General features: G+C 62.6%; 13 protein-coding genes. 2 read left to right on the top strand and 11 right to left on the bottom strand.

Annotated elements, in window-relative coordinates; genetic code table 11:
- Positions 1-23: 23 nt before the first annotated feature.
- From G3545_RS15085 to G3545_RS15050, 8 genes are all read right to left on the bottom strand, one after another.
- Positions 24-1331 (bottom strand): class I SAM-dependent methyltransferase, encoded by a 1308-nt coding sequence (locus G3545_RS15085; RefSeq protein ID WP_170013958.1) that lies wholly within the window; start codon positions 1329-1331, stop codon positions 24-26.
- A 15-nt stretch (positions 1332-1346) separates the two neighbouring features.
- Positions 1347-1913, bottom strand: coding sequence for a dTDP-4-dehydrorhamnose 3,5-epimerase (gene rfbC, locus G3545_RS15080; RefSeq protein ID WP_170013956.1), 567 nt, complete (start codon positions 1911-1913; stop codon positions 1347-1349).
- 12 nt (positions 1914-1925) lie between these two features.
- Entirely contained in the window at positions 1926-2981 is a 1056-nt protein-coding gene (locus G3545_RS15075; protein ID WP_170013954.1) for an SDR family oxidoreductase, read from the bottom strand.
- A complete protein-coding gene (gene rfbF / locus G3545_RS15070; protein WP_170013952.1) occupies positions 2978-3832 on the bottom strand; it encodes a glucose-1-phosphate cytidylyltransferase in 855 nt (284 codons plus the stop codon). Before rfbF ends, G3545_RS15075 begins: the two co-directional genes overlap by 4 nt.
- A 283-nt stretch (positions 3833-4115) precedes the next feature.
- A complete protein-coding gene (locus G3545_RS15065; RefSeq protein WP_170013950.1) occupies positions 4116-5423 on the bottom strand; it encodes an HlyD family type I secretion periplasmic adaptor subunit in 1308 nt (435 codons plus the stop codon).
- Complete coding sequence (locus G3545_RS29715) at positions 5416-8655, bottom strand: type I secretion system permease/ATPase (RefSeq protein ID WP_246702417.1); 3240 nt, start codon at positions 8653-8655, stop codon at positions 5416-5418. The genes G3545_RS15065 and G3545_RS29715 overlap by 8 nt, the downstream gene beginning before the upstream one ends.
- 375 nt (positions 8656-9030) lie before the next feature.
- On the bottom strand, positions 9031-10740 hold the full coding sequence (locus G3545_RS15055) for a right-handed parallel beta-helix repeat-containing protein (RefSeq protein ID WP_170013948.1): 1710 nt from the start codon (positions 10738-10740) through the stop codon (positions 9031-9033).
- A gap of 435 nt (positions 10741-11175) precedes the next feature.
- On the bottom strand, positions 11176-11343 hold the full coding sequence (locus tag G3545_RS15050; RefSeq protein WP_170013946.1) for a hypothetical protein: 168 nt from the start codon (positions 11341-11343) through the stop codon (positions 11176-11178).
- Positions 11344-11642: 299 nt separating this feature from the next.
- On the opposite strand from G3545_RS15050, the gene G3545_RS15045 reads away from it, so the two are divergent.
- The gene (locus G3545_RS15045) at positions 11643-12419 is read left to right on the top strand and encodes an FkbM family methyltransferase (protein WP_170013944.1); all 777 of its coding nucleotides are present in this window, start codon (positions 11643-11645) and stop codon (positions 12417-12419) included.
- Between the two features lie 177 nt (positions 12420-12596).
- On the opposite strand, the gene G3545_RS15040 is transcribed toward G3545_RS15045, so the two are convergent.
- The 3 genes from G3545_RS15040 to G3545_RS15030 all read right to left on the bottom strand — a co-directional run bounded on the left by G3545_RS15040 (position 12597) and on the right by G3545_RS15030 (position 17121).
- Positions 12597-13664, bottom strand: coding sequence for an AraC family transcriptional regulator (locus G3545_RS15040; RefSeq protein WP_170013942.1), 1068 nt, complete (start codon positions 13662-13664; stop codon positions 12597-12599).
- Between the two features lie 311 nt (positions 13665-13975).
- A complete protein-coding gene (locus G3545_RS15035; protein WP_170013940.1) occupies positions 13976-14836 on the bottom strand; it encodes a YdcF family protein in 861 nt (286 codons plus the stop codon).
- 65 nt (positions 14837-14901) lie between these two features.
- Positions 14902-17121: a Wzz/FepE/Etk N-terminal domain-containing protein gene (locus G3545_RS15030; protein WP_170013938.1), complete on the bottom strand. Its 2220-nt coding sequence runs from the start codon at positions 17119-17121 to the stop codon at positions 14902-14904.
- A 230-nt stretch (positions 17122-17351) separates the two neighbouring features.
- Here G3545_RS15030 and G3545_RS15025 point away from each other — a divergent pair, with 230 nt between their 5' ends.
- Positions 17352-18068 carry an NDP-sugar synthase gene (locus tag G3545_RS15025; RefSeq protein ID WP_170013936.1) on the top strand — a complete coding sequence of 239 codons (717 nt, stop codon included), beginning with the start codon at positions 17352-17354 and terminating at the stop codon, positions 18066-18068.
- Positions 18069-18097: the final 29 nt, after the last annotated feature.

Genomic DNA, 18097 nt, shown 5'->3' with positions numbered 1-18097 from the left:
TTTGCCCCGCCGGTGTCGTTCTCCTAATCGATCACCTGCGCGAACGGGATGGGCACGAGGAATCTCCCGCCCCAATCGCGGATATATGCCATCTGCTCCATGATCTCGTCCTTCAGGTTCCAGGGAAGAATGAGGACGTAGGCTGGCTGAGTCTCCCGGATGCGGCTCGGGTCGTCGATATAGATGTGCGTTCCCGGGAGAAAATGGCCCTGCTTGTGGGGACTGCGATCCACCGTGTAATCGATGAAATCGGAGCGGATCCCGCAATAGTTCAGGAGCGTATTGCCCTTGGCCGGCGCCCCATAGCCGACGACGCGCTTGCCGGATCGCTTCGCCGCAATCAGGAGTTCGAGGAGCCTGCACTTCGTCTCGTGCACCCGGCCCGCGAATGCGAGATACCGTTCGAGGCTCGCGAGCCCGAACTCTGTCTCGCGTCGACGAAGGTTGGCCACGCTTGGGCTGACGGGGCGGGCGTCGATCCGATCATGGCGGGCATAGATCCGCAAGGAGCCCCCGTGGGTCGGCAATTCCTCCACGTCGAACAGACACAGACCTCGCGCGGCAAATATCTTTTCGACCGCTAGAAACGAAAAGTACGAAAAGTGCTCATGGTAGATCGTGTCGATCTGGTTCTCTGCCATGAGCCTCATGAGGTGCGGAAATTCAAGCGTGGCCACGCCATCGCCGGCGAGCAGGATTTTCAGGCCGCGCACGAAATCGTTGAGATCTGGAACATGCGCGAGGACGTTGTTCCCGATCAGCAGATCGGCCCGGATACCCTCCCGCACCAGTTCGCGCGCCGTCTCCTGGCCGAAGAATTTCACATGGGTTGGAACTCCACGTCGACGCGCTGCCTCCGCGACGTTCCCGGCCGGTTCGATGCCGAGGACCGGCACGTTCCGCTCGACGAAATATTGAAGCAGATAGCCGTCGTTGCTGGCAATCTCGACGACTTGGCTCTGCTCTCCTATGGCGAACCGTTCGGAGATGTCGCGGACATAGCGCCGGGCGTGATCGAGCCATGAATTCGAGAACGACGAAAAATACGCGTAGTCGCTGAAGATAGTTTCGGGACTCTCGTAATCCTCCAGCTGTACAAGAAAGCATTCAGCACAGACATACGCTCGTAACGGGAAGAAACGTTCGGGCTTGCCGAGATCGTCGCGCCGCAGATAGGAGTTGGCGAGCGGCGACATTCCGAGATCGACAAACACATGCTTGAGAGCTGTCCCACAGAAGCGGCACCCCTTCTTGGGTTGGAGGGTCGAAATCGTCGTGCCGACATCGACCCTCGGGAGGCCCCCCGCTTTGACACCGAGTGCTTCAAGCATCTCTCTCGTCTCCCGTTAAGTCGGCACCGCCCGCAGCGGACGCCGCTCCCCGTATCTCTCCAGATCCGGCCAGGACGCGTCTTTTTCGGAGATTGCGGTCACCGGCTCGGGCCAGGCGATCGCGATAAGTGGGTCGTCGTATCGGATCCCGGCGGCGGCGTGCGCGGCGTAAGGCGCCGAGATTCGATACTGAACGACAGTCGCGTCTGCCAGCGTCTGGAACCCATGGGCAAGGCCTTCCGGAACGTAGACAGCCTTGCCGTTGCTAGCGGAGAGCTCGAAGCTCTGCCAGGCCAGATATGTCTTCGAGCCGGGCCGCATGTCGACGAGTACGTCGTAGATCGCGCCCTGCACGCAACGGACGATCTTCGTCTCGGCGCAAGGAGCATTCTGGTAATGCAGGCCTCGCAGGGTTCCACGTATCTGGTTGAAGGACATACTGTCCTGTGCGTAGTCGACAACCAGGCCCCGAGACGTGAACTCGTCTCGACACATCGTCCGCGCGAAGTAGCCGCGACTGTCGTGTTGCATCTCGATATCGATCGCAATCACGCCCTCCAGATCTGTCGCCGAGAAGATCAATGCTGCACTCCGTCAGGCGGCGACCGACTCGGGCCGAACAGCCCCAGTCGTCCAGCGCAAGGCTTCATTGATCTGCCCCGTCCGCCTGAGATGCTTGAGCTCCTCGAGACGCGTGAACGGAGGCGCGTTGAGCGTTGCAAGATCCAACTGAATTCTTTCGAACACAGAGCGCAACTGAAGCGCCCCGCGTTCGGCACTCCAGGCGCAGCGGAATCGCGGCATGCGCTCCCTGATCTTGTCGAAGCAGACACGGTAACTGCGATTGTCCCCGCTCGCTGGTCCGTAGGTGACGCGGCAGTTCGGGAACGCGGCGCCGACAATCTCGGCAATGTCCCGCACTGTATAGTTTTGGTCGTTATCGCCGACGTTGAAGGCTTCCCCGGCCACGGCTTCTCGCGGCGCTTCCAGCGCGCAAAGAACCGCCGAGCAAATATCCTCGACATGTACCAGCGGTCGCCAAGGCGTGCCGTCGCTCGTCATCCGGATTTCACCGGCGGCATGAGCCCAAGCCGCGAGGTTGTTCAGCACGAGGTCGAAGCGCTGGCGCGGGCTCGCGCCAAAAGCCGTGGCGTTGCGGAGGAAAACCGGCACGAAGTCGATGCCCGAAAGCTTGCGGACTTCCTCCTCCACGAGGATCTTGCACCTCGCATAGGCCGTCTGCGGATGAAGGCTCGAGAGCTCCGTTTTGGCTTCGCTCCCGCCCGCGCCATAGATGCTGCACGACGATGCGTAGACGAAGCGGGCGACCCCGGCCGCCTTGCACAGGCGAGCGAGGCGAACCGAGCCTTCGTGATTGATTGCGAATGTGACCGAAGGATCGTTCTCGCCGAGCGGATCGTTCGAGAGCTCCGAGAGGTGGACGACCGCCTCGACGCCCGCGAGATCTTCCAGGCCAATGTCGCGCAAGTCCTTCGTGAGAACGGACGGCCGGGTCAAGCCATCCTCGAACAGCCAGCCGCGCCGATAAAAGCCGGTATCGAGCCCAGCCACGTAGTGGCCTCGATCGAGCAGCCTGGCGCCGAGAACGGCCCCAATGTAACCGTCGGCACCCGTGACAAGAACTCTCATCGGCGTGAGCCTATGTCTGTGGTCATTCTGGGGCCAGGATTCGGGGCGTTGCGCGGTTTGGCCTGCGTTTCGGGGCGCTGCCAGACACGCCACGGCGGTTGCCCCGAATCCCAGATCTCCTGGAGCAGAACCTTGTCTCGCAAGGTGTCCATGCTCTGCCAGTATCCCTCGTGCCGGTAGACCGCGAGTTGATCGTTGGCGACGAGCCGGCGCATGGGTTCCTGCTCCCAGACCGTCTCCTCTCCGTCGATCAGGTCGAGGGCATCGGGCTCGACGACGAAGAACCCGCCGCTGATGGTGTGGCCGTCGCCACTGTCCTTCTCCCGAAAGCCTACGACTCGCGGTCGGTCGGAGGAAAGATTCAGCGCACCCCAGCGGCCCGGGAGCTGAACGGCCGTGACGGTCGCCAGCGCGCCCTGCTGGTGGTGGAAGGCGATCAGGTCGCGGATGTTCACGTCGGCGACGCCATCGCCGTAGGTCAGGCAGAACGTTTGCTCGCCAAGATGCTCACGCACCCGCTTCAAACGGCCGCCGGTCATCGTCTTCTCGCCCGTGTCGACGACGGTCACACGCCAGGGCTCGCGCGGGGATTGGTGCGTTACCAACGTGTTATCGGCGAGGTCGATGGTAAAATCACAGTTTCGATGAAAGAAGTTTCGAAAGTAGTCTTTGATAAGCGAGCCCTTGTGCCCGCAGCAGATGACGAAGTCATTCAGCCCATAATGCGAATAGATCTTCATGATATGCCAGAGGATCGGGTACCCGCCGATCTCGACAAGCGGCTTCGGGACGACGGTGGTCTCTTCGCTCAGGCGCGTGCCATAGCCTCCTGCCAAGATGACGACTTTCATGGCGCTGCTCCGACCGGCAAGGAGCCTAGGAAAATCTAGGCATGACGAGGAGCATGCAGCGTCGCTTCGACGCCGAGTTGAGGCCCATCAAGAACGGCCCCGGCGCGAGCCGGCGAAATTTCAGTGCGGCCCGCCGGGCGCCCGACGTCGAAGGCGCGGCACTTCTCTCATCTGACGCAGGACTTCGCGGGCTCGGCCTCCCGAAGTCTGGTGGACCAGCGTCGGTTCGGCCTAGTCGGCCCGTCTGGGCATCCGGCACCCACGGGGCGAGTGAAGCCGGCGCTCATCTTTCTCGGAAAGCGCGCGCGACCTGGTCCGCGAGGGGCTTGGTAAAATAGGTCAGGACGGTCCGCTGCTGCGTCTGCAGGAAGACTTCCACTGGCATGCCCGGCGTCAGCTTCGCCCCGTTGAGCCGTGCCAGCTCGTCGTCTGCGACGGCGATCCGAACCGTGTAGAAGCCTTGGCCCGACCGCTGGTCAACCGTCAGGTCGGCAGACACGAGCGAGACCACGCCACCAACCTCGGGCGTGGTGCTGTGGTTGAGGGCAGAAAAGCGCAACATAGCGTGTTGCCCCTGGTGGATCTGCTCGATCTCCTGGGGTGCCACCTTGGCCTCGACCGCCAGCCGCTCGGATGTCGGCACGATCAGCATCAGGGTTTCCCCGGGTGCGACAACGCCCCCGACCGTGTGGATGGCGAGCTGATGAACCGTCCCGTCCCGAGGCGCCCGGATATCGACCCTCTTGAGTTGATCCTCAGCCGCGATCTTTCGCTCGACCAGCTCCGAAAGCTTGCCTCGAAGCTCGGCGAGTTCCTTGCCGACTTCGGTCCGAAAATCCTGGTCGATCTGCAGTATCTGGAGCTCAGTCTCCGTAATCTTACCCTTGGTTTGAGCGACTGCTGAAGCAAGAGATCCTCGCTCACCGCTGAGGCGTGCGCCTTCGCGTTCCAGTGCATTCGCGCGGCCGACCGAAACGAGTTTCTTGGCAAGCAGGTCTCGTACACCTTCGAGCTCCTGCTGAATGAACCCGATTTCGCGATCTTTCGCAGCAATCTGCTCCGTATATGATTGGATCTGGTCCCCGAGTTGCCCGATCCGTTCGGTGTACTGAGACTTTATCCCGGAGCGCGAGGCCTTGCGCATGCCGAGAAGCTTCAGCTCTCCGTCCATTAGTGCCTTCACATCCGGCGTGGTGGCCAAAGACAGCAATTCGTCCGGGAACAGGATCTCCGAGGCATCTTCTTGTTCGGCGCGGAGGCGGGCTTGCCTCGCCATCGCCTCGTTCAGCGCCTTCTGCACGATCGCAAGGCTGGCTTGAGTCACGGTCTCGTCCAGACGGATCACGACGTCCCCAGCCGAAACCCGGTCGCCATTGCCAACAAGCAGTTCGCGAACCACGCCCCCGGTCAGATGCTGCACCTTCTTCACGTCGGATTCCACGACGAGCGAGCCCGAAGCCACGACTGCACCCGAGAACTCAGTCGTCGCGGCCCACCCGCCGACAGCGATGAGAAAAAAAGCCACGCCGGCGCCGGCGGCAAGAAGGAGTCTGTTGATCGAAGCGACCGTCCGCTGAGAGACGTCACTCATGCGATGCGCTCCCCCGCTTCGTCATCGCTCCACCATGTACCTCGGTGGATTTGGGCACAGCCTTGAGTGAGGTGAAGAGGACCTGTTCCTTCGGCCCGAAGGCTTGCATCCGGCCGTCCGCCATGACCATCGCCTGGTCGAGAGCGGCGAATGCGCTCGGTCGATGGGCAATGACGACGACGATGCCGCCTCGCTCGCGCACACCGAGAATGGCTTCGGTCAAAGCCTCCTCGCCATCGGCGTCGAGGTTCGAGTTGGGCTCATCGAGAACGACCAGGAAGGGTTCGCCGTACAGCGCACGAGCCAACGCGATCCGCTGCCGCTGCCCCGCCGAGAGGGCGGCGCCCCTGTCGCCGATCTGTGTCTGGTAGCCGTTCGGAAGGCGCTGGATGATGTCGTGGACGCCGGCCGCCGTCGCGGCGCGGACGATCTCGGCAGCCGTCGCATCACTGCGAAAACGCGCGATATTCGCCGCCACGGTACCCGAGAAGAGCTGGACCTCCTGCGGCAGGTAGCCGACGTGACGTCCCAAAGCCTCGGCTTGCCAGTGCTGGATCGACGATCCATCGAGTCGGACCGTGCCTCGGAGCGGCTGCCAGATGCCGACCAGCATGCGGGCCAACGACGACTTTCCGGAGGCGCTGCGTCCGATCACACCCAGGCCTTGCCCGGCCCGAAGAGAGAAGGCGACGTCGATGACCGTCAGGCGCTGCACGCCGGGTGGCGTCGCCGAGGCGGTCTCCACCGCAAGGCATTCCCGGGGCCCAGGCAATGCCAAGGCCGGCGGCGCCGGCGGATGCGCGGCGAATAGCTCCGTCAAGCGCGCCCAGCCTTGGCGAGCCTTGACGAACCCGCTCCAGTTGCCGATCGCCAAGTCGACCGGCGCGAGAGCACGTGCGGTGAGGATCGAGCTGGCCACGATGATGCCGCCCGTCGCTTCCTGCCTGATCACGAGATAGGCTCCGACACCAAGCATCATGGATTGCAGCAGCAGGCGGAGCACTCGCGCGCCGGCGCTGAAACCGCTGGAGACCTCCGCGGCGCGTTGCTGATGACGGCGGTGCTCGTCGTTCACAGCCGTCCACAGGCCCGTCATCTCGCTACCCATTCCCATCGCCTGGACGGTCTCGGCATTCCGGGACCCGATTTCTGCCACGTGCAGTCTTTGCGCGGCCGCCTCGCTCGCCGCCCTAGCTGGCGAACGGGAAAGACGCTCGGTCAGAACCGTCAAGGCGACGAGAATGATGGTACCGACGAGAGCGGTGGCACCGATCCAGAAGTGGAACAGGAAGCACAAGCCGAGATAGAGCGGCATCCACGGCAGGTCGAACAGCGCCCCTGGGCCGCTGCCGGATAGGAATGCGCGCACCTGATCCAGGTCGCGCACCGGTTGCATGCTCTCCCCCGGCGACCGTGAAGTCAACGAACCCGCCAGGACGGCCCGAAACACTCTCGAAGTCATCGCCTCGTCGAGGGCGCCGCCAATCCTCAACAGGAGGCGGCCTCGGAGGATATCGAAGAAGGCGTGGAAGAAGAACAGCATCACGACGAGCAGAGTGATGCCGATTAGGGTCGGGACGCTTCGGCTCGGCAGGACGCGATCGTAGATTTCAAGCATATAGAGCGAACCGGCCAATGTCAGGATGTTCAACATGCCGCTGAGTATCGCGATCGTGACGAGCGCGCCGCGCCATCGGCGGAGTGCCTCCGTGAGCGGAGACGGCGATGCAACCGATCGGCCGCTGATTCCAAATGTCGCCATCGAGATCGGAGCCGCCGACATGCCCTCCAGCCGCGTCCCCAAAAGAACGCGGAAAGCTCGCCAGGAAAGAACCACCTTCTCCCAGGCGTTCAACCACATCCTCAACAGAAAGTGGAAAGCTCGCGCGGCGTGACCCGCAGCCGCATCGCGCACACTGATGTCGCGGGCCGGTGCGGCCGGCTGCGTCCGCGATGCAGGCTCAGCTTTGGCGGGTTGGGATGCCGGCGCGGCGAAGAGCGCCTCAGCGACGGCCGCCTCGGCGCGGTCGGAGACGCGCGACCCGCGTTCGACGGCTTGCGCCTCAGGCTCGCGGACGGGACGCCTCGTAGGCTGGGCAGGTTCCTGGTCGCCGCGCGGCTCGCTCTGGCGCGGGATCGGTTCGGCAGAGATTTCGGCGGCGGGCGCGGAGAAGGGGCCTGGCGCCGGGCGCGAAGGCTCGTGACGAACCGGCGGCGTCTCGTGACGAACCGCCTCCTGACGAACGGGCTCGTGACGGACCGGCTGGTGACGCACCGGCTCAGAACGCGCCGGCTCCGCGTGGGTGGAGCGCGGCGCCGGTGCGGCCGGCTGCGTCCGCGATGCAGGCTGAGCCTGGGCGGGCGGGGATCCCGGCGTGCCGAAGAGCGCCTCGGCGACGGCCGCCTCGGCGCGGTGGGAGACGTGCGGCCCGCGCTCGACGGCGGGCGCCTCAGGCTCGCGGACGGGACGGCTCGTGGGCCGGGGAGGCTCCTGGTCGCCGCGCGGCTCGGTGCGCCCACGCGGCTCGCTCTGGCGCGGGATCGGCTCGGCAGAGATTTCGGCGGCGAGCGCGGAGAAGGGGCCGGGCGCCGGGCGCGAAAGCTCATGACGAGCCGGCGCCTCGTGACGAGCCGGCTCGTGGCGTACCGGCTCGGAACGCGCCGGCTCCGCGTGGGTAGAGCGCGGCGCCGGTGCGGCCGGCTGCGTCCGCGATGCAGGCTGAGCCTGGGCGGGCGGGGATCCCGGCGTGCCGAAGAGCGCCTCGGCGACGGCCGCCTCGGCGCGGTCGGAGACGCTCGGCGCGCGCTCGACGGCCCGCGGCGCCTCAGGCTCGCGGACGGGACGGCTCGCGGGCCGCGGAGGCTCCTGGTCGTCGCGCGGCTCGGTGCGCCCACGCAGCTCGCTCCGGCGCGGGATTGGCTCGGCGGCGCCTTCGGCGGCGAGCGCGGAGAAGGGGCCGGGCGCCGGGCGCGAAGGCTCATGACGAGCCGGCGCCTCGTGACGAACCGGCTCGGCATGGGTGGAGCGCGGCGCCGGATCGGCGGGACGCGAACTGCGTGGAGCGGGCGCAGGCGGGCCGCCGGCGTCGGCGTTCTCGCAGACGAATTCGGCGAAGGGGGCTTCTTGGCCGATCCGCCGGGCCAGCCGGGCCAACTCGGCAAGCGGGTCATCCGCGGACGGCCGTGCTCCGGCGGAGCGCTGCCCGTAGGCTGCCTCGTCCCGCGTGCGCATCCTGCTCTCGTTACTCATTGCACCGAACCCCTTATACTAACCGCATGAATCCCGATCCTTGCGAACCGACATCAGACGGCGGCGGTCGGACCGGATCGGCTAACGCGGCACACTCACCGCATTTCTTCGGGGGCAGCGACGCCGCGGATCGCGAGTCCTGAAGCGATAACCAGCGCGCGGGAAAGAAGCGTCTTCTTCCAGGCATTCAACGCGACGACACCTCGCTCTCGCCAAGAATCCAGGGAGAAAGCCGGCCTACCAAGGGGTGGGGAGTCGGACAGTTCGAATACCTCTCGATTATAAGCGGCGGGAGCAAATCTGGTGTGCCAGGTCGACTCGGGAAGGTCGACCTGGCCTGACTAGGGTATTCGCCGATCAGAGGGCGAAGTCAGATCGATGGAGAGACAGTTTACTGTTCAACTCGATCTGAAAGTCAGCCGTACTGTCTCCATTGATATCTCCCTGGATAATGGTAGAGCCGCCTTCGTGGAAAAATGAAATCGAGTGGGCTTGGACAGAATGTGTCTCACCCGCGAATTTGAACACCTGATCCCCCGCAATCGCGGTGTTCGCATCGATCAAGTGGAGATCGAGGGTGTCGAGCCCTTGCTGGAACCATTGTATGGTGTCGTGATGACCTGGGCCGACGCCGCTCTCGTTTGCAGTCCTGAACACGAAGGTGTCTCGACCGTCGCCGCCGTGCATGAGGTCGGCACCAAGACCACCCGTCAGGCGATCATTGCCGCTTCCACCACGGAGCTCGTCGTTCCCGGCGCCGCCATCCAGGCGATCGGAGCCGCTGTTGCCGTGAATGTAATCGTTCCCGGCCGTACCTTTGAGCGAATCGGCCCGCTCCGTGCCGTACAGTTTTGTAACAACCGGAGCCGGCGCTGGTGCCGGCTCCGAATGAGTGGGAGCCGGTGGTGTCGTGGCTACCGGCTCCGAGGGAGCGGGAGCCGCAGGCGCCGGCGCACTGCCGGTGTCAGGCGTCCCGGGAGCCGCCCCCTCGTGGGTGACAGGCAGCGACCCATCGGCACCACGATCGGCGCGCCCCAAGCCGCCCTCCAGGGACGCAAAGTCGTTGCTCACGGGAGCCGCCCCGGCGTTCCACGAGTTGCCCGATGCCGTTCCGGACACCGCAACTTCGCCATGACCAAACGCAGCGTTGTCGTAGAGGCTGCTTTTCCCGGACCAGAAGCCGTAATTGTAGGTGCCGTTGTCGTAAGCCGTATTGTCTCTCAGCGTGATCCCGGTTCCAGTATTCTCGTCGAAACCGCTCGACAGGTTTCCGTAGGCGACGTTGTCGACGACGATGTGACCGCCGGAGGAACCGCCACTGCCCTGCCGGATACCGCCGAGCTTGAACCCGTTGCCATCGCCCGAAGGTTGGCCGTTCGCGTCGTAGCCGTTGTCGAATGCCCAGTTGCCCTCTATCCGAACCGGCGCATTCCGCGTGCCGTTTTGGATATTGAAGAAGTCGAAACCATCGTCGGAGTTGCCCCAGGCGCGGTTGCCGCGCAGGACATTGCCGGCACCGCTGGTGCTGACCTGGAAGCCGTCGGCATTGTCGCCCGCCAAGTCATGATTGTCATGGGAGTCGTTGTTGAGGAAAAGGTTGTTCGAGCTGGCTCCGTACAACGAAATGCCTTTGCCCTCTGAGCCAGCCCGGCCATTGTCGTGCACGTCGAGGCGCTCGATGACGTTGTTGTGCGACTCATCCCGCAACACGAAGCCGCCCATCGGCCCGCCGCGAATTTCCAGCCCGACGATGTGGTTGTAGGAGATGCTCGAGCCGTCGAGCACCCAGCCACCAGCCCCGGTGCGGCCGTAATAGTCAGTCGACGTCATTCTGGACCCATCCAGGATCGGCGTCTCGCCCGGGTAGTTGGCGATCGTAATCGGCGCCCCGCTTGTACCATCTCGGGTCAGCTGGATGCCTTCGGTGAGCGCGTATACGCCGCCCCGGAGATAGATTGTATCACCTGGCTTCGCTAGGTCATGAGCATATTGCAGGGATGCAAACGGCTGTCCGATGGTTCCGGTCTGGCTGTCAGATCCGGTCGGCGATACGTAGTATACTGTCATGAACTCACTTTCGCTGGGTGGACATGCGAAGCCGCTCAAGAAGAGACGGCCCCGCCGTGGACCGGCCGAAGTGGCTAGCCGGCGGCTGGATTACGCAGATGCGACGATTGGAGAAGGGAGAACGCGCAGAGGCGATCCGGATGCTACCGTCAAACTTCAGAGAACGGAAACAATCCGCAGCTTGATCCAGAGTTCATTTCAGCTTCCCCAAGCCGTACTCAGGCGGCACACAGATTATATACCGCTTCATCAGAGCAACGAGGCCCCACATGTCATGCCTATTTTGTCGGCGTGCTGATTCGCACGCCTCAAAGGCACGGCGATACTATGTATAGGTGAAAGGCGGCGGGCACGTCATAGCTTCGCCCGCCAAATCATTGCTTTTTCCCGCCAATGGGCAGCGCGCCAATGTGCAGCCGCAGCGGCTCCCCCGAGTCAGGTGTCATCGAACTTTCCTCGCCTGAGCTCACTCCGAAGCTCCGAGGGCGTCTTGCCTGTGCATCGCTTGAACGCCCGGACCGAGGTGCTCGGCTCGCGATAGCCCAGCAGCCAGGCGAGCTGCGACATGGTGAGTTCGTCGTCAAAGGCTTGGGCATCGGTCACGGCGACCTCCCGAACGAGCCGGTTCTCTACTGTCAGGAGGGTCCGGCCCCCACGGTCAATCAAGCGAGGTTGTGTCCAATGGGCAACACGCCGTCGCCGGCCGGCAATGAGGCGCTGGTGGGGTGAGAGCGTCGAGCGAAAAGCCCCAACCCTTCTTGACGGATATCAAGAGGGCCACGCAGCCGACGTGGGACCCCTTGGGCGTGGTGTGCCAACGACCAATGGCGCGCTAGCCTTCGTTTGAGCCAGAAGGCAGAACGACTAAGAAAGATGCTGCCATGGATCGAGGATCGGTTGGATTGAGCCGCGGCGATGCGAATGATCTTACATTTTTTCAAGAACTCATAACTTACTTTAGGTTTAAGGTAAGGTATGCGGTTTCTGTCATTCTTAATCCAAACATGTACATGTATGAAAATATTCGCATTCCATTTGGATCATCGCCTGTTCTTCGATCTCGTCGACGCGATTTCTACCGAGGGCTGCACGAGCGCGGCGAAATGGAAACGATAAGGCACTTGATCCGGCCTGACGATATCGTCCTGGAGCTCGGGTCGGGCCTTGGGGTCGTGTCGACGTTCATCGCGCAGCGGCTTTCCGACAGCAGGAATCTCCATACGTTCGAGGCAAATCCCGAACTCTTGGGGACGATTAAATCCGTCTTTGAGGCGAATGACGTGAAACCAAACCTCCACAATATTGCGGTTGGACAGGAGGATGGCTGCCGAGAGTTCTTCTTCAACGTGAATAATTTGTCGTCGTCCGTTCATCGTCGAGAAGGCGCCGCGAAGTCTGAGCTGGTCGCCATGATTTCCATGTCACGTTTGCTTCGGGAGATCCGTCCCACGTTTGTGGTCTTCGATGTCGAAGGTGCGGAAGCCGAGATTTTCAATGTCGCGATTCCGCCGGAGGTCCGGGTGCTGTGCGGAGAGTTGCATCCGAGCATCATCGGCGATGACGGCGTGTCGACAGTGATCCGCACGATCCTGGCTTCAGGATTCGATTTTATTGCTGACAGGTCATGCGGACGGATGGTCGCCTTTGCGAGGCCTAAGAGTCCGTCTCGAAAGGGTTGAGCTGCTGGGGCGCTCGTGATTCCAGCGGGTTGTTCAGGCCATCTTGGTATGAGCGGTGTGGACCCACCCGCTGGCAGCATAGTCACGCGGGACCTAGATACAAACGGATTTAACGGATGCGGAGTGGCGGCTGCTTGCGCCGTTGCTGCCGGCGCTGAAGCGGACGGCCGCCCCGAGTCAGGTGTCGTCGAACCTGCCTCGCCGGAGCTCACGCCGAAACTCCGTGGGCGTTTTGCCCGTCCATCGCTTGAATGCCCGGACCAAGGTGCTCGGCTCGCGATAGCCCAGCAGCCAGGCGAGCTGCGACATGGTGGGCTCGTCGTTTCGCACGTATCGAACAGCGATGGTGGCTCGCACGCCGTCGAGAATGCCGCTGAAGCTCATTCCACCCTCTGCAAGCTTCCGTGTCAGGGTGCGTGCGCTCGTTCCGAGGTCCCTTGCGACGGCGTCGACCGTGGCCGTCCCGTAGCGTAGACGTGCGGCGATCGCCTTTTCCACGCGAAGCCGCAAGGAATCGGGCTCCGGAGCGCGCATCGTGGTCTCGCTGCTTTGCAGCCGCCTCAGAAGCTGATGCAGGTACGGATCGTGAGTGACGAGCGGGAGGTCGCCCGCGTCCTTTCCGAATTCGAGAAGGTCCCTGTCCGCGCCGAAGACGACCTCCCGACCGAAATAGCGGTCCATCTCAGGCACTTTGCCTGCCCGCAGATGGGCCATGGTCGCGGAGGTCGGGACCAACTCGCGGCTCGTGAAGTCGCGGCACAGCCTAAGCGTGCCCGTGATCCAGAACTCCGAGAAATGGCGGTCCGGATGCGGATCCAGACCTTCGTAACTCAGTTCGACGGACACACCGCTCGTTCTGCCGCTTCGGAGCCGCACCGGTTCGTTCAGGGAAGCTGAGTATTCTTCCCCATTTGCGAGCGCTTCCCCAAGGTTTTCAGCAGAAGCTATTAAGTAATAAATAAAACCAAGTGTCCGAAAATCAAAGCTCAGCGCAAGATGGAAGCCGAGTAAATCGTCCTTAAGGGCATCGGCGGCCAAATCAAGAAAGATCGACTGACTACGAACAGGGGCGCGCCACAACGTGTGGCTGGAAAGAGGGGATGGCAGCCGCGATTTCGTGAGCAGTGGCGTAGGGTCAATGCTACTGGCGACCAGTTCTTTGGCCGCTAGCATCGTTACAGCTGATACATCAGTATCGGGATTATTTGTGTATTCAGTTGTTGTATCTAGTTGCCCTCGAATCATGCCTGCCTCACGTAGTGTTTTTCAGCTGATTCGAACCATAAGGACTATTACTTGCCCTTCGTCGCGAGTGTATCCCTCATTGTTCGGCTTGCGCGGTTGAGAGCGTTCGGGAGATTAACCGCATCACATCTTTCAACTTGATCGGCATCAAGATGGGAAGCAGTGACTGAAAGTGCGTTCAGCCGACGGCGGTGAATCGCACCTGCGGCGCGATCTCCCCCGGTCTCTAACTACGAGGCGCTAGCCGCTGTTCGGGCCAGATCCGACGGCACTTTCCGAAAGGCTCGATAACCGAGCGCCGAGGCCTCATTTTACAAAGGCGCGCGCCCTGCGATAGCGCTCGTGGCTGCGGGCGCCAGGTCGCGTTGCGGGAAGTCTATCAAGTTCGGACTCGGGAAAAAAGAACGCGTCCGTCCAGAGATGCGATACCCGAACAAGCCAAGCCACTCCTTGGCGGCCATATCCAGCCGCTGAAGGCCGTGTCCCACGATGGTGAACGGTCGAAGCGAATCCATTGGTCCACGGGTCTGGTAGTCGACCGGATAAGGGATGACCGCCAGCCCGACCGTCTGAAAGCAGCCCATTGCGCGCGGCATGTGCCATGCGGACGTTATGAGAACCCATCGACCTTGCGCCCGTGCACCCAAAAGAGCTTTCGTGTTCCGCGCGTTGTCCCAAGTCGTCCGCGACGCCGTCTCGATGAGGAGGCGTTCCGTCGACAATCCCAGCCTCTCCATCTGCTCGGCCGCCAGTTGCGCTTCCGATCGCGACGGATCACCTAAGCCTCCCCCAGTATAAACCAGGCGTGCCTCCGGATGGCGCCGGGCCATCTCCAGAAAATACACGAACCTCTCGGCCGCCCCATTCAGAGAAAACTCGTCTCGATCAAGCGATTTCGCTAGGTCCACGGCGCCTGACAAGACGATGATGCCGTCGATCGGGCGCCCGTCTTCCTGATACTTTGGAAAGCGCTCCTCTAGTGGACGGATCATTATATTGGCAATCGGCAGGATTCCAGCAATCAGTGTCCCGCCGATGCCTAGGCAGGCTAGCCAAAGGCCACCACGCCCCCGGCGAGCGAGTGCGATGAGCACGCCGAGCAGGCCGATCGCGGGAAGAAGGTTAGAGGGCGCAGCTGCGAATGCCGCGATCTGAGAAATCGTCGCGAACATGGGTTTCCGTCCGCTCACCGTCCAATAAGGAGCCCGTAGCGCGGACGGAGCGCGTCAGGAAAGCATTAGGACAACAACTTGGCCTCCGGTCTCGTCCGATGGTCGTACAAGAATTCGGCTGCATCTCCGGGCCGATACCGCACATAGGACTTGAGGTCGACGAGGGTCAGCACGGCCAAAACGTTCGGCGGGGGCTCCCCTCCGATGGTCGCCAGCTTCCTCAGCAACGCCAACGCGTTCGCAGCAACGTCGCGGGTCGTACTCCCCCATCTCACCGCGAAGAGGACCGCGTCGGCCATGCTCGCGAGTACGGGAACGCCGGGCGATACGAACACCGCCGGGGCGTCCATGACAATATAGTCGTAACGCTCCTGCACCCCTTTCAGGCCTGCGATCAACGTCGCGCCAACGAGCAATGTCGTGTCACCGCCAGTGAGTTCCGTCACGCTCAGGCGGTCGAAACCCAAGTCTTGTTCGCCCGAATAGGACGGGGCGGTAAAACCCTCGTCGGGGCCACTCGGTGTCCCGCCTGGCGGCGTCGGATGAATGCGCTCTTGCGAGGCATCCGCGCTGACGAGGAGAACACGTTGCCGCAGGCTCCGGAGACAGGACGCGAGTCCTTCCGCGAGCGCCGTAGTGCCCTCGGCGGGATGACTTGAAGTTAGGAGGATGATCTTGCCGCCCTCCTTGCGGTGCCTGGTGACGGCCAGCGTCATGGCGCACGCGGTCCCAATCGCGAACGCATTCCGATAGGCAAAGGCCTTGAGCGCGCGCCGGCGCAGCCGATTGGGCGAGCGACGAGCATCGGGGATGAGACCGATGCATGGAACGCCCAGCACGCTCTCGATTTCACGGGGCTGCCGGAACGTCCGGTCCCAATGCTCTCGCGTTGAAGCGGCTACCCCGCCCAGCACGGCGAAGGCTATGACCGCAGCGGGGATATAGAGGTAAGGACTGAGCGAGCTCGGGTGCAGGGGCACGGAGGCACGCGCAAGCAACTGCACTCCGGTTGCGGGAGGATCCTTGTACTCTCCTCTGAGCCGGCTGAGCTCCTTGACGCTGTCCGCCGCCGAAGCGGCTCTTCGTTCAAGGGTTTGAAACTCCTTCCGCTGGGCGAGGATAGATCCCGATACGGTCTGCAGCGACGCGGCGTGTTCCGCGAGCGAGCGCGCCTGAATCCGCAGCACGCCGACGTCGTGCTCGAGCCGCTCCACCTCGACCTCGACCCCTCGAGCCAGGGCCGGCCGCGACTCCGAAATGCCCTGGGGCACGGTCGCAGTGGTGTCCGGCACATCGGATACGGGGGCGTCCTGCGCGACGCGTGCGGTCCGAGACGGGGAAGTCAGGGGGGCGATCAGGGTGTCCGCACCCGCTTCCGCGCTCCGCAGACTCCTGACGCGTTCCAACTCAGCCTCCCTTTTCGCCAGCTCGTTCCGGACACCCTCGAGCCGTTGGACGATCTCCGCGATCGGCTCTCCCTTCACGCCCTCCGGGATGCCGGCTCCATGGACCGACGCGTAGGCGCGCAGCGCCTCGTCCGCGGCGTCCGACTCGAGTTGCGCCTGGACGAGGCGCTGATCCAACCATTGCTTCGAATTTTCCAGCTCGAGCTGCTTGCGCTGCGACAGTGTATTCAAATGAAAGGCGGTGATCTGGTTGGCGATCAGGGCGGCTCTGACCGGGTTGGGACTCGTGTAGCTAATCGAAACAACGCTCGAGCGCCGCTCTTGCCGAACCAGGAGTGAGAGCTTCGCCTCGTCGAGACTGGGAGGCGCGAGCCCTATTGGGCCATCCGACTGCACCTGATTGACTGGAGGTGTCGAGACCGCCGCTCGGAGCTGCGCCACGGCGTCGAGCAGCCATTCGCGCAGGCGAGCCTCGAATGCAGGCTCGGACTCGGTTGAACTCGAAGGCGCTGTCGCCTCGTACTCCGGCAGACCTGACAGGCTCGCCAGCACCGCGCGCAGGCGAGCATCCGACGTGATGGTGGCGATATGAGTGTCGACGACTGCATCCAACACGCCGGCCGCGATCTGGGCCTGCGTAGGCTCGATCACGAATTGTGACGTAGCGGTGTATTTCGGCGGCAAGACGAACGCCGCGACGCCAGTCAGGAGCGCTCCCGCAAGTGCGAAATAGGCGATGAGCGCCTTGCGCCGCCAGACGAGAGCTAAAATGTTATGGATCTTGACATCCCGATTGCGCGGCGTTTCGTCCGAAAGCTCCGAGAAGGCCGCTCCCGAGGAGCGACCGGCTGAGATAAACTCGGTCGCACCAAGTCTCATCACATGGACTCTTTTCTGCTCGTGCGGAAAGGACGTCTAGACCTTGTGGTGTAAGTCATCGACATGGTGAGCGCCGCACCCTCTGCCTGCGCATCCAGCAGAAGGACGCACTAGCGTAGACGCAACACTCGACCGAACGCTAGCGTGCGCTCATCCGATGCAACTTGATGGCGATCAAGACGGGCAGATTTTGCCGGACATAACGTCGCGTCACATCAGAGGAGGCACAAGTGAAAGCTGTCATTCAAGCAGGAGGTAGGGGCACACGGCTGATGCCTTACACTTCGGTCCTTCCGAAACCGCTCATGCCGATCGGCGCGCGGCCGGTTCTGGAGCTTCTGCTGCAGTGGCTCCGACGGAACAACGTGGAAGACGTCTACATTACCACGGGATATCTCGGTCATTTGATCAGGAGTTTCTGCGGTGACGGACAACAGTGGGGCATCAACATCAAGTATACGCAAGAAATAGAGCCGCTCGGGACTGTCGGGCCACTCACCCTGTTGCGCGAGGCCCTGGACAGCACGTTCCTGATGTTGAACGGCGACATTCTCACGGATCTCAGCCTGCATGCGCTCGCCATGACCCACCGAAAGCACGGCGCCCTCCTGACCATCGCGACGACTGCCCGTTCCACGCGGATGGACTTCGGAATCATCGAAGATCAGGATGGTACCGTTACGAAATTTACAGAAAAGCCGACGCTTTCGAACTGCGTCAGCATGGGTGTGTACTGCATGGAGCCGGACATTATCAAATATATACCGTCAGGCATAGCCTTTGGACTTGATGATCTTGCGCATTGCTTGTTGGACAAGGGCGTGCCGATCCATGTCTACAAGCATGAGGGGCTCTGGCTCGATGTCGGCCGGGTCGAAGATTTTCACAGCGCCCAGGAAATCAAGTGGGAAGAGCGGGCGCCGTCCATTGTCGCGATGGCGGGCTAGCCGTCCTCGCAGCTGCCGCAACCCGCGCG

Origin of the sequence: Starkeya sp. ORNL1 (assembly GCF_012971745.1) — a bacterium.
Lineage (GTDB): Bacteria > Pseudomonadota > Alphaproteobacteria > Rhizobiales > Xanthobacteraceae > Ancylobacter.
This window is presented reverse-complemented; position numbering and strand designations above follow the sequence as displayed.